The sequence below is a fragment of the Massilia jejuensis genome, assembly GCF_042656795.1.
GTDB classification, from domain to species: Bacteria; Pseudomonadota; Gammaproteobacteria; order Burkholderiales; family Burkholderiaceae_D; genus Telluria; species Telluria jejuensis.
Window position 1 is genome coordinate 129,528 of record NZ_JBHSMS010000013.1, and the last position, 12,428, is coordinate 141,955.

11 protein-coding genes are annotated in these 12,428 nt (G+C 67.5%); 2 read left to right on the forward strand and 9 right to left on the reverse strand.

Annotated features, from left to right (window positions below; translation table 11 throughout):
• Positions 1 to 24 precede the first annotated feature (24 nt).
• Positions 25 to 891 (reverse strand): DMT family transporter, encoded by an 867-nt coding sequence (locus ACFPOU_RS03760; protein WP_379717355.1) that lies wholly within the window; start codon positions 889 to 891, stop codon positions 25 to 27.
• 310 nt (positions 892 to 1,201) lie between these two features.
• Here ACFPOU_RS03760 and ACFPOU_RS03765 point away from each other — a divergent pair, with 310 nt between their 5' ends.
• On the forward strand, positions 1,202 to 1,657 hold the full coding sequence (locus ACFPOU_RS03765; RefSeq protein ID WP_379717357.1) for an Lrp/AsnC family transcriptional regulator: 456 nt from the start codon (positions 1,202 to 1,204) through the stop codon (positions 1,655 to 1,657).
• Between the two features lie 42 nt (positions 1,658 to 1,699).
• Here the strand turns inward: ACFPOU_RS03765 and ACFPOU_RS03770 are convergent, their stop codons facing one another.
• The 7 genes from ACFPOU_RS03770 to ACFPOU_RS03800 all read right to left on the reverse strand — a co-directional run bounded on the left by ACFPOU_RS03770 (position 1,700) and on the right by ACFPOU_RS03800 (position 8,514).
• Positions 1,700 to 2,452 carry a DNA-binding protein gene (locus tag ACFPOU_RS03770; protein WP_379717359.1) on the reverse strand — a complete coding sequence of 251 codons (753 nt, stop codon included), beginning with the start codon at positions 2,450 to 2,452 and terminating at the stop codon, positions 1,700 to 1,702.
• Between the two features lie 480 nt (positions 2,453 to 2,932).
• Complete coding sequence (locus tag ACFPOU_RS03775; RefSeq protein WP_379717361.1) at positions 2,933 to 3,877, reverse strand: 5'-nucleotidase; 945 nt, start codon at positions 3,875 to 3,877, stop codon at positions 2,933 to 2,935.
• A 300-nt stretch (positions 3,878 to 4,177) separates the two neighbouring features.
• Positions 4,178 to 4,489, reverse strand: coding sequence for a hypothetical protein (locus ACFPOU_RS03780; RefSeq protein WP_379717363.1), 312 nt, complete (start codon positions 4,487 to 4,489; stop codon positions 4,178 to 4,180).
• 129 nt (positions 4,490 to 4,618) lie between these two features.
• Positions 4,619 to 4,882, reverse strand: coding sequence for a hypothetical protein (locus ACFPOU_RS03785; RefSeq protein WP_379717365.1), 264 nt, complete (start codon positions 4,880 to 4,882; stop codon positions 4,619 to 4,621).
• Positions 4,883 to 4,983: 101 nt separating this feature from the next.
• The gene (locus ACFPOU_RS03790) at positions 4,984 to 6,813 is read right to left on the reverse strand and encodes a putative bifunctional diguanylate cyclase/phosphodiesterase (protein WP_379717367.1); all 1,830 of its coding nucleotides are present in this window, start codon (positions 6,811 to 6,813) and stop codon (positions 4,984 to 4,986) included.
• Positions 6,776 to 8,131 carry a sensor domain-containing diguanylate cyclase gene (locus ACFPOU_RS03795; protein WP_379717369.1) on the reverse strand — a complete coding sequence of 452 codons (1,356 nt, stop codon included), beginning with the start codon at positions 8,129 to 8,131 and terminating at the stop codon, positions 6,776 to 6,778. The genes ACFPOU_RS03790 and ACFPOU_RS03795 overlap by 38 nt, the downstream gene beginning before the upstream one ends.
• The gene (locus ACFPOU_RS03800) at positions 8,128 to 8,514 is read right to left on the reverse strand and encodes a PAS domain-containing protein (RefSeq protein WP_379717371.1); all 387 of its coding nucleotides are present in this window, start codon (positions 8,512 to 8,514) and stop codon (positions 8,128 to 8,130) included. Before ACFPOU_RS03800 ends, ACFPOU_RS03795 begins: the two co-directional genes overlap by 4 nt.
• Before the next feature lie 176 nt (positions 8,515 to 8,690).
• Here ACFPOU_RS03800 and ACFPOU_RS03805 point away from each other — a divergent pair, with 176 nt between their 5' ends.
• Entirely contained in the window at positions 8,691 to 9,914 is a 1,224-nt protein-coding gene (locus ACFPOU_RS03805; protein ID WP_379717373.1) for an AMP-binding protein, read from the forward strand.
• A 61-nt stretch (positions 9,915 to 9,975) separates the two neighbouring features.
• Here ACFPOU_RS03805 and ACFPOU_RS03810 read toward each other — a convergent pair whose 3' ends face one another.
• A complete protein-coding gene (locus tag ACFPOU_RS03810; RefSeq protein ID WP_379717375.1) occupies positions 9,976 to 12,417 on the reverse strand; it encodes a penicillin-binding protein 1A in 2,442 nt (813 codons plus the stop codon).
• Positions 12,418 to 12,428: the final 11 nt, after the last annotated feature.

Sequence of the window (12,428 nt, forward strand, 5' to 3'; positions counted from 1 at the left end):
CGCGATGCCGCGCATGCGCGCGGCCTATCCGCGCCGTCGAGAACCCAGCACCACGCCGCCGAGGATGATGCCAAAGCCGGCCGCATGGTAGAGGCGCGGCGCCTCGCCCAGCAGCGGCCGTGCGGCCAGGGTCGCGAACACCGGGATCAGGTAGACCGACAGGCTGGCGCGCGCCGGCCCGGCAATCGCGACCAGGCGGTCGAAGCAGAAGTAGGCCCCCAGGCTCGGCACCACGGCAAGGAAGCCGAGCGCAAGGTACAGGCGCGGATCGCCGACATCGGCGACGTTGCCGAGCGACGCTTCCAGCACCGCGAAGGGCGCCAGCACCAGCGCGCCGCCGCCGATGAGCGCCATCAGCTTGACCGTGCTCGGCAGGTGCGGCAGCGGCAGGCGCTTGCCCAGCACCGTGTAGAGCGCCCAGCCGCAGGCGGCCAGCACCACCCACAAGTCGCCGCTGCCGAAGGCCAGGCCGCCGAGCGCGCCGACGTCGCCACGGGCCAGTACGACCAGCACGCCGGCGATGGCGAGCAGCATGCCGGCGGTCCCCTGGCGCGACAAGGGCGCCTTCCAGACCAGGGTCTCGAGCAGCATCACCAGCGCCGGGCAGGCCGCGAAAATGATGGCGATGTTGGCCGCGCTGGTGTGGCGCGCGCCGATGTATTGGGGACCGACGGCCAGGCCCATGCCGAGGCCGGCGAGCAGGATCAGGCGCGGGAAGTTGGCCATGACCAGGTGGCGCAGCGCCCACAGGCGCGGTCCGACCGCCGGCAGCAGCAGCGCGAACGCCAGCGCCCAGCGTCCGAAGGCGAGCAGCAGCGGCGGCAGGGCAGCGCTCTCGGCCCAGCGCGCCACCAGCAGGTTGGCGGCGAACAGGGCGGGGGTGACCAGCATGAGCGGCAGTTCGGCTCCCTGGGAGTCGAGCCGGTAACCTGATCCTGCACGCGAGATTGCTTCTGACACTGACACTCCGGACGGGTGATGCTGCACTGCGCAGGGGCAGGTGCTTCACCGGAGTGAAACAGGCCGTGCCTCCTGCCAAAATGGCGGAGCAGAATTTTACTGCGGTGCACAAAAAATGTTCTTTTGTTTAAGGCTGAATATGCTCGTTTATCCAAAGGATCTTCTTTATATCGGTTAAAATGCAGGAGATATATCTCTTTATTTGCGAATGGACAGGAGGCGGTCAAAAATGCGGGAAGGAATGCTCGACGAAATCGACCGGAAGATCCTGCGCACGCTCAGCCGCGACGGGCGCATCAGCAACCAGAAGCTGGCCGAGACGGTGAACCTGTCGCCCACGCCGTGCTGGCACCGGGTGCGGGCGCTGGAAGAAGCGGGGCATATCGACGGCTATGTCGCCGTGCTCGACCAGCGCATGCTGGGGCTGCCCGATACGGTGATCATCGAAGTGACGGTCGACCGCCACGACGACGAGATATTCCAGGCCTTTTCGGACGCGCTGGCCGACTTGCCGGAAGTGATGGAGGCCTACCTGCTCTCGGGCGAATACGATTACCTGATCAAGGTGGCGGTGTCGGGCACCGAGGGCTACGAGCGTTTCCTGCGCCAGAAGCTCTACAAGCTGCCGGGCGTGAAGCACACGCGCTCGACGTTTACGCTGCGGTGCCTGAAGCGGACGGTGTCGGTGACGCCTTGAGGCGCCGGGTAAACCGGCCCGCGGCGGAGACGGCGGCCCGGCTTATTTCGCCTTTGCCCGCAACTTCTCCAGCTCCATGCGCAGCGCGCCGCGGTCGCTCTTCGCCGCCGCCAGCTGCGCCTGCAAATCCTTGACCTCGAGCGCCAGGCTGTCGCGCGCGGTGGTGGCGCCGATCAGTTCCATTTCGGCGGCCAGGCGCGCGTCCGACTGGGCGGACGAGGCCGAGACACTGCGTTCGAGTTGTCCGCGCAGGTCGAGCAGTTGCGCGTCCTTGCCTTCGATCGCCAGTTGGTCCTTGGCCTTGCCGACCAGCGCGTCCATGGCGATCTGGCGCGCGTCGCGCAGTTCGGCCATCAGGCGTTCGATTTCTTCCTGGCGTTCGTCGGCGACGGCCTGCGCCGCGTCGCGGGCGAGCGCGGCGCTGTCGGCTTCGGCTTCGAATGCGGCGCGTTCATTTTCCAGGCGCTCCGCTTCGCTCAGGGCTTCATCGATCTCGCGTTCGCGCTCGGCGAGCGCGGCGCGCGGACCGGCACCGGCCTGTTCGGCGTGCTGCCTAGCCCATTCGGCAAGGTCGGCGGCCAGCGCGGCGGGCAGCACTGCCGGCGCGACCACAGGCGGCGCGGCTTGTTCGGCGCGCCAGGTGCGCAGGTGACGCGCGATCGCAGGGGAGGCGCCGGCCGGCAGGGCCTCGCGCAGCGCGTCGAGCGTCACGGGCAAGCCGGCATCGCGCAGGCTGGAAGCGGCCGTGGCGACGTCGGCGAAGGAAATGTCGTTGCTTGGTGAATCCGTGGTCATGAGGTGAAAGAGAGCGTTGTGCAGGCGCTCATCATACGCGACGGCGCATGGCCTATCCGTCCCCAGCGGCCGTTTGCATACCAGGAAGCGCACTAGACTGTGGCGCAATTGCCTCAACGTAAGAATATGTCATCGATGCCATTAAATCGCCGGCAACTGCTGGTGTCAGGTCTGACATTCGAACACAACTGCTGGTGTCAGGTCTGACATTCAGACACGGCCTCGGCCTTGCGACGCAGCCCGCCTCCTATGTGTACGGCCGACGCCGAACTGCTGGTGTCAGGAACTGCTGGTGTCAGGTCTGACATTTGGACACGGCCTCAGCCTTGCGACGCAGCCTACCTACCGCTTGTACGGCTGACGCCGTGTACTAATGTCAGACCTGACACCAGGATCTCGGCTGACGCCGTGTACTAATGTCAGACCTGACACCAGGGTCTCCAGGGTCTTGACACCACGTGCTTGCGTGGCCTCGATTCTCTACGCCGGCAGCGCCGGCGCACGGTTCGCCACCCCGAATGGCACGTGCACCATTGGAATAGTCCCGCCCGGCGCCGCCCGCAAATGCGTCAGCTGGTCGTCGAAGAAAATGTGCGGCTTGAATACGCCGAGCACGCGCGACTTGTCCATTCCGCCCAGGAAGAAGGTCTCGTCGGCCGATACCCCCCAGCTTTTCAGGGTGGTGACCACGCGCTCGTGCGAGGGCGCGCTGCGCGCCGTGATGATGGCGATGCGCACGATGCGCCGGTACGCCGGGTCGCGCCGCTGTGCGCGCTCTTCCAGGCGCTGCATCATGGCCAGCTTCTGGAACATGCTGGCCAGCGGCCCCGGGCTGTGCGGGCGGCCCATGTGCAGGGTTTCGTGGGCATGGAACTGGTCCAGGCCGCCGGTCTTGAAGACGGTTTCCGATTCGTCGTCGGCCAGCACGCCGTCGAAGTCGAAGGCCACCCGCAGTTCGAGGTCGTCGTCGCCGTCGTCGATCTGCGACGGCAGCACCAGCCCCGCCGGGTAATTCACGGCGATCGCGCTTTTCACGTCGTCCTCGTTCGCGCTCAGGAACAGCGAGGCGTTGAAGGCGGGCAGGTAGGAGTAGGGCGACTTGCCGGTCATGAAGGCGGCGCGCGAGATATCGAGCCCGTAATGAGCGATCGAGCGCAGCACGCGCAGGCCGGTCTCGGGCGAATTTCGCGAAAACAGTACTACTTCGACCGGCGACTGGCGCGGGAAGCACTTGTTGATGTTCAGGAAGCGTTTGATAAAGGGGAAGGCAACGCCCTTGCCGAGGATGGTGTCGAGGTGCTGTTCTTGGTACAGCCGGTATGGTTCCGCACCCTGGTCGAGATAGACCTGGTGCGAGGCGGACAGGTCGAACAGGGCGCTGGAGGCGATCCCGATCACGAGTTTGTCGTCGATTTGAAATGGCATTCAGGCGTCCCCAGGGCGTGTTGATCGAAGTCAGGGTGCAGGCACGCCATCCCACCGCCATGGCCGGCCGCGCGCATTGCGGCACCGGTGCGGCGGCACCAGGGCGCTCGACGATTTCATCCGCGATGATCTTCAGGCATGCAACAGTGAGATTCTACCTGACAAGTTTGCGGCGAAACACGGGATCGCCGATGGTGCGGCGACCCGCCATGAAAAACGGACGCCGAGCCGGCCATTTGGCCGACCCCGCGTCCGCAGGGAAGCTCTTGCGAGGATCGTGACTAGCGGAGACGAGCGCGGTTAGCGGCCCGTACCGGTCGTGGCTGGCGGCGGCATGGTAGTGCCGGTGGTGCCAGTAGTGCCAGTAGTGCCGGTCATGCTGCCAGTCCCGGTGCTGTCGGTGGAGCCGGCGGTGCCTGCCGGGCCGGTGGCGGCTGGGTTGGCGGGGTTGCCCATGTTCACGCTGCCGCGTTCCTTCATGGCCGGACCGCTCATCGACGTGCCCGTGGTGCTGCTGCCCGACATGGTGTCGGCAGTCGGGGTCGAGGTGCAGGCAGACAGGCCAAGGCCCATGGTGGCGGCAAAGATCAAGCTCAGGGTCGTTCGTTTCATATTTTACCCTCCGTGAATGGTTAAGATCTTCATCATGCAAGCGCTCTGTTGAATCCGCTATAGGAAAGAAACGTCAGCACGTGTAGGAGTTACCGGACAGTTAAGCCTGCCTCGACGAGACCGGCCGATTCAGCGCCGCTCGCCCGCAGGTGGCATGGCAGGCGTGGCGCCGGTGGCGCTGGTGGAACCCTTGACATCGGCATTGGCCGCGTCGACGCCGCCGGTCGTGCCCGAGGTGCTGGTGGCGCCGGCGCTGCCGGTGCTGCCGCTGGTCATCGAGCCGCTGCTGCTGCCCGAGACACTGCTGTCCATCGTGTCCTTGTCGGCGGTGGCGGCACAGCCGGCCAGGGCCAGCCCGCAAGCGAGCAGCAGCGTGGTGGTGACATGCTTCATAATTATTCTCCCGTGATGAACACAGCTTGCATGATGCGGTGCTGCGTCAGGGCGCGCCATAGGAACACCCCTGCAAGGCGTGTAGGACACGCCTTGCACTATCAAGCGGGCAAGGCGCTGCCCTGCTGGGCACCGATCCAGTCGACCAGCGCCTGCGATACCAGCGGACGGCTGAAGAAATAACCCTGGCCCTTGGCGCAGGACTGGGCGCGCACGGCGTCGAGCTGGCCGGCCGTTTCGATCCCTTCGGCCACCGTGTTCATGCCCAGGCTTTGCGCGACCTTGACGGTCGCTTCGATCAGGACCCGGTGGTGATGGCTGGTGTCGGCCTTGGAGACGAAGGAACGGTCGATCTTGACGGTGTCGACCGGCAGCAGGTGCAGGCTCGACAGCGAGGAATAGCCGGTGCCGAAGTCGTCCAGCGCCAGCTTGATGCCGAGGGCCTTGAGCTCATGCAGGCGCAGCTGGATGTGTTCGTCCTGGGCCGCCAGGCTTTCGGTGACTTCGAGTTGCAGGCCGGCGGCCGGCATCGCGGTTTTTTCCAGGATGCGCGCCACCTTCGCCGTCCAGTCGGGCTGGGCCAGCTGGGCGCGCGACAGGTTCACCGCCATCAGGCGCGGCGCGTGATCGCCCAGTTGCGCGCGCCAGCGCATGAAGTCGGTGCAGGCGCGCTCGAGCACGAAATCGCCGATCTGGTCGATCAGGCCGCACTCCTCGGCGATGCCGATGAAGTCGAAGGGCGGCACCAGGCCGCGGGTCGGATGCTGCCAGCGCACCAGCGCCTCGACGCCGGCCGAGTGGTCGATGGTGCCGTCGGCGGACAAGCCGACGACCGGCTGGTACATGACGAACAGCTGCTCCTCGTTCAGGGCGGTGCGCAGCTGGGCCTCGATGTCGGCGCGCCTGGCGGCGCGCTCGCGCATGCTGGCCTCGAACATCACGTGGCGCGCACCGCCGGCGCGCTTGGCCTCGATCATGGCGATGCTGGCGTCGCGCAGGGCTTCGTCGGCATTGCCGCCGGTGCCGACGGCGCCGCTCCAGAACACGCCGACGCTGGCGCGGCAGGCGATGTCGTGGCCGTCGATCGTGTGCGGACGCGCCAGCGTGTCGAGCAGGCGCAGGGCCAGGCGTTCGGCTTCGTCGGAGTGAAGCAGGCCGTCGAGCAGGACCACGAATTCGTCGCCGCCGACCCGGGCCACCAGGCCGGTGCCGCCGGCCGCGGGGTCGACGCGGCCGTTCGCGGGCAGGCCGCCGGCGCGCATGCGGTCGGCCAGGGTGGTCAGCAGGCTGTCGCCGACCGCGATCAGGAGGCGGTCGCCGACACCCTGGCCGAGCGTGTCGTTGATCTGGCGGAAGCGATCGCAATTCAGGAACAGCAGCGCGAACTGCGTCTCGCCGGCCTCCCGCGTCACTCCCCGATCCAGCAGGTGTTGCAGCCGCTCGGAGGCCGCCGCGCGGTTCGGCAGCCGTGTCAGGGCGTCGGTGCGGGCGGCGCTACGGAGGCGGCGGCGCAGGTTTTCCTGCTCGCGTTGCATTTCCAGCGTGGCGTCGGTGATCGCCGCCATCAAGCGCTGGGTATCGAGTTTCATCAGGCTGATCGACAGCACTTGCGGGGCGCCCGGGGCATGCTGGCCCGCGCCGAGCGGCACGCGCAAGGCGTCGCAGACCACGCCCGAAGGCTGGTCGAAGCCATCGACCAGGGCCTTGACCTCGGGCGCGATCTGCTCGAACACGGCAAACAGGTTGTCGAGCCCGCCGTTGCTGGCAAGCGGCATCAGGAGATTCGAGGCCATCGGGTTGAGCATCTCGACGGTGCCCGCGAGGTCGGTCTGCACCAGCCCGATCGGGGCGCGGTACAAGAACTGGACCAGGGACTCGTAGGCGTCGATCTGTTCAACCTGCATTGCGGCTTCGCTGTGGAGGGTTTTCATGCGTGGTGATCTTTGGGGTCCAGGAGGTGACGCGGTTGCGTCCCTGTGCTTTGGCCAGGTACAGCGCTTCGTCGGCGCGCTTGATCAGCACGTCGATGCCGCCGGCGTCGCCGTTCAGGACGGCGATGCCGGCACTGACGGTGTAGGCGATTTCGACGCCGTCCACGGCCACCAGGCGCGTGGCGACCTGGGCGCGCAGGCGGTCGGCGCTGGCCACGGCCTGCTCGATGCCCGTCGAGGGCAGCAGCACGCCGAACTCTTCGCCGCCCAGGCGCGCCACCGTATCGACCGCGCGGAAGGTATCGCGCAGGGCGTCGGCCAGGTCGCACAGGACGCGATCGCCGGCGGGGTGGCCGTAACGGTCGTTGATGCCCTTGAAGTGGTCGGCGTCGAACACGATCAGCGCCAGCGAGCGCGGGGTATGGGCGGCGCGTTCGAGTTCCAGTTCGGCCGCCTCGAAAAAGGCGCGCCGGTTCGCGAGCGAAGTCAGATGGTCGGAAAAGGCCGCCTGGCGCCGCTTTTCGGTCGCGGCCCGCTTGTCGCTGATGTCGCGCAGGATCAGGCAGTAGGCCGGCGCGTGCGCGTCGTCGCCGAAGGCTTCGCGGTCCGGCAGCGGCGCGATCAGGGCGTTGCACCAGAACTGGCTGCCGTCGGCGCGCAGGCGCAGGCCTTCGTCCATGCTCCAGCCATTGTTGTCGGCTTCGCGCAAACGATCGAGCAAGTGTTCGCTCGTCATCGTATCCTTCGGGTAGAACACGGAATAGGGCGAGCCGACGATGTGATCGTCGAAGCCGGTCACGCGCGCGATGCTGTCGTTCCAGTCGAACAGGCGGCCGTCCTTGTCGATCGTGGCCAGGGCGTAGTCGCTGATCCGGGTCAGGATGGCGTTGAGCCAGGCGTCGCTCTGGCGCAACTGGCGCTCGCGCCGCATCTCTGCCGTCACGTCGGAGATCACGGCCATCACGCGCGCGTGGTCGAGTTTCAGGAGGGTCAGCGAGAGGATCTGCGGAGTACCGCGCACCTGGTCGTCGGCGCGCAGGTGGATGTGCAGGCCTTCGAAGACCATCCCGTTATCGCGCGGGTACTGCGCGCACTGCAGGCGCAGGTCGGGCGCCACGCTCTCCAGGGCGCTGAACAGATTGGTCAGGCAGCCGTCCGGCGACAGCGGCAGCAGAAGCTGGGCCGAAATCGGGTTGATCATCACGATCTCGCCGTCGATCCCCGCCTGCACCAGTCCGACCGGTGCAAGGTAAAGGAACTGCATCAGGGCTTCATGTTCGGCGCGCAGGCTTTCCACGCTGTCGTCCGCTGCGATCACCGGCGCTGCACCAGAACATACCTGGTGGCGCCGGCGGCGCTGGCGAGCAGGCGCAGCTTGACCTTGATCGGGCGCATGCGCAGGGTCAGCACGTAATCGATCGTGTCGTCGAGTTCGCTGCCGTCCTGGGCCGCGTCTTCGAAGCGCTGGGCCACCAGGAAGTTGTTCAGGCACGGCGCCACATTGGTGAACAGCGGCTCGCCGAGCACGCGCTGCGGCGACAGGCCGGCGGCCTGCGATTCGAAAGCGTTGTAACGTTGCACGACGGCGTCGCCATCGAAGCCGATCACGCCGAAATCGAGCGCGTCGAGCTGCTCCTGGCTGCTGGCTTCGAGGACGTCGGCCAGACCGCGCGCGTCGAAAGTGGGAATAATAGTGGTCATAAGGGTCTCCGCCCGGTGGACGATTTGATGAATTGATTTTCAGAAACAAATGTTGGCATGCGCTCGCGCTGGTGTCAATCGTATCGCGCGCGGGATGTCACAATTCTAGCTCGGCTGTTGACAGATGGAGCGGCCGGCCGCACCATCGCCTATCTTTATTTGCCGAAAATGACAGAATGGAATCGATTCAGCGTCTACATTGGTGGCAGCATGGCCCGGCCCTGGAGCACCTCGTACGCGACCTGGTGGCCGCGGAACTGACGGCCGCGCGTCCCGGACGTGTCATGGCGCTGCCCGCGCTCTGGAGCGCGGACCTCGATCTGGCCGCCGACCTTGGCGCCGATTCGCTCGACATGATGGGGGCCGCCACCAGCCTGGCCGACCTGCTCGGCTTCGCCCGCGCCGGTTGCCAGGATGCGCTGCTGGCGCGGACCCGGCTGGCGGACTGGATTGCCGCGGCGCGGGCCAGCCTGGCCGTCGACGACAGCGCGCTCACGTTCCGCACCTCGGGCAGCTCGGGTGCGCCGAAGCGCTGCACGCACGGGCTGGCCGGACTCTGGCGCGAGGTGGACGAACTGGCCAGGCTGGTTCCTGGCCGGCGCCGCATCTTCTCGGCAGTCCCGGCGCATCATATCTATGGCTTCCTGTTTACAGTGCTGCTGCCGCAGGCGGGCGGCGGCGCGCTCCCGGTGCTGGAGCTGCGCGGCGCCTCGCCGGCGGCGCTGGCGGCGCAGGTTCAGCCTGGCGACCTGGTCGTCGCGCATCCGGATTTCTGGGGGCAGGTGGCGGCGCTGGCGCCGCGCTTCGCGCAGGATGTCATCGGCGTCAGCTCGGGCGCCCCTTGTCCGGATGCGACGGCGCGCATGCTCCACGAAGGGGGCCTGCGCCTGCTGCAGATGTACGGCAGTTCGGAGACCGCCGGTGTCGGCTGGCGCGATGCGGCCGGGGCGCCGTACCGGCTGCTGCCCTATTGGCGGCGCGGCGCGCGCGAGAACACGCTCGAGCGCCCGGTTTCCGGCGCCAGCGAATGCTTCACCTTGCAGGACCGCCTGGACTGGCTCGACGGCGAACGCTTCGTGCCGGCCGGGCGTATCGACCAGGCGGTGCAGGTGGGCGGCACGAACGTGCATCCGGGGTACGTGGCCGAGGTGCTGGCGCAGCATCCCGGCGTGCGCGAATGCGCCGTGCGTCTGATGCGACCGGACGAGGGGGCGCGCCTGAAGGCCTTCGTGGTGCCCGCCGACGGCTACCCGCCCATGGCGCTGCGGGAGGAACTGGACGGCTGGCTCGCCGAGCGCCTCCTGCCGCCCGAGCGGCCGGCTGCCGTCTCCTTCGGCCCGGCGCTGCCGCGCCAGCCGGGCGGCAAGCCGGCCGACTGGGTGATCGACGCCTGGGAGTGAAGGCGCCGGGCCAGGGTTGGCGCTGCATGTCCGCCGCGGGCGCTGGCCGGCCGACGCCGCCTTATTGCGCGGGCACGAACAGCGGCGCCGGCTCGGCCGGCGCCGCCTCGCCGTCCGCGCGTGGATGCAGCAGGTGGTCGTCGTTGTCGTCTTCTTCCGTCTCGGCCGGCGCCGGCACCGGCGATGCCGTCTCGACATCGATCGCCCGGAACTGCGGCATTTCCGCGAATTCCGCATAGATCCAGTCGTCGTTCTCGCGCAGCACGCCTTCCGGCTCGGGGCGCGCCACCTGCGGGCGCTTGGCCAGCGCGACATGCATGTAGTCGAGCCAGATCGGCAGGGCCAGGGTGGCGCCGAACTCGCGTCCGCCCAGCGAGCGCGGCTCGTCGTAGCCCATCCAGGCCACGGCCACGATATTGCCGCCATAGCCGGCGAACCAGCCGTCGATCGCGTCGCTTGTCGTCCCGGTCTTGCCCGCGATATCGAGGCGCGCCAGGCGCTTGGCGGCGGCGCCGGTACCGTAGCGGGTCACGTCGCGCAGCATGCTGTCGGTGACCCAGGCGTTGCGGGCGTCGAGCACGCGCGCCGCCTCCTGGCGCGGCGCGGGCGGTATGGTCTCGATCAGGACCGTGCCGTCGCCATCCTCGACGCGCGCGATCAGGTAAGGCTTGACGCCATAGCCGCCGTTCGCGAACACGGCGTAGGCGCCCGCCATCTGCAGCGGGGTCACGGCGCCCGTGCCCAGGGCCAGGGTCAGGTTCTGCGGGTGGCGCGCGCCGTCGAAACCGAACTTGCCGAGGAAATCGTGCGCATACGGCACCTCGACCGCGCGCAGCAGGCGCACGGTCGGCACGTTCTTCGAGTGCGCCAGCGAATGGCGCATCGTGACCGGGCCGCTGAAGACGCCGTCGTCGTTCTGCGGCGACCAGTCGGCGCCGGCGTTTTCGCCCGGCATGACCAGTTCCTGGTCGAGGATCAGGGTGCCCGGCCCGTAGCCTTTCTCCAGCGCGGCCGAATACACGAAGGGCTTGATCGCCGACCCCGGCTGGCGCCATGCCTGCGTGACGTGGTTGAACTTCTGCAGGTTGTAGTCGAAGCCGCCGACCAGGGCCTGGTAGGCGCCGGTGTCGGCGTCGAGCGCGACAAAGGCGGCCGCCACCAGCGGGACCTGGGTGATGCCCCAGCCATCCTTGCCGAGTTTGCTGATGCGCACCACCGCGCCCGGTGCGATGCGCTGGCTGTCCTTGGCCTTTTCCGACAGTCCCGCGGCGGCGAACTTCAGGCCGGCGCCGGAGATCGTGATGGTGTCGCCGGCGATGGTCTCGACCTTCACCGATTTACCGGTTTTCGCGACCACGACCGCCGCCAGCAGGCCGTCGCTCGAGGGCCGCTTCTGGAGCGCCTCGACGATCGCTTCCTCGCGCTCTTCTTCCAGTTCGGGCAGCTCGATGCGCGCCTCCGGACCGCGGTAGCCGTGGCGGCTGTCGTAGGCCAGCACGTTGCGCCGCACGGCCTCGTAGGCCGCTTCCTGGGCCTTCGAGTCGATCGTGGTATAGACCTTGATGCCGCGCGTGTACGACGCTTCCGCGTACTGGGCGAAGACCGCCTGGCGCGCCAGTTCGGCCACGTACTGGGCGTGGGTGCCGAATTCCTGCGGCTTGGAGTGCACGCGCAGCGGTTCGGCCACCGCCTGCGCATACTGGGCCTCGTCGATGTACTTCAGGTCGCGCATGCGCCGCAGCACCTGTTCCTGGCGCAGCTTGGCGCGTTTCGGATTGACCGCCGGATTGTGGCGCGAGGGGTTTTGCGGCAGGCCGGCCAGCATCGCGGTCTCGGCGATCGTCAACTGGTCCAGCTTCTTGCTGAAATAGCTGCGCGCCGCGCTGGCAAAGCCGTACGAGCGCTGGCCCAGGAAGATCTGGTTCATGTACAGCTCGAGAATCTGGTCCTTGCTCAGCGCATCCTCGATCTTGTAGGCCAGGACGACCTCGTTGAGCTTGCGCGACAAGACCTTTTCGCGCGACAGGAAGAAATTGCGCGCCACCTGCATCGTGATGGTCGATGCGCCGCCGGAGCCGAAGCCGCCCTCCAGGTTCGCCTTCACCGCGCGCGCCGCGCCCATCCAGTCGATGCCCTTGTGTTCGTAGAAGCGCGCGTCCTCGATCGCCAGCACGGCCTTCTTCATCATCGGCGGCATGGCGGCGATCGGCACGAAGTCGCGGTGCTCCTCGCCGAATTCGCCGATCAGGACCTTGTCGGCGGTATAGATGCGCAGCGGGATCTTCGGCTTGTAGTCGGTGACGGCGCCGATCGACGGCACGTTGGGCAGCACCGCCGTTATGAACCAGACGGCCACGCCGGCGACCGCGAAGCCGATGGCGGCGAGGAAGAGGAAGATGAAGCCACCCGCGCGGCGCAGCGGCGGCCGAGGGCGTCGAAGGGACTTGGTCAAGACGGTATTCTCCTGCTGTGGACCGCGCAAAAGGCAGGCCCGGCGGGTCATTATAATCCGCT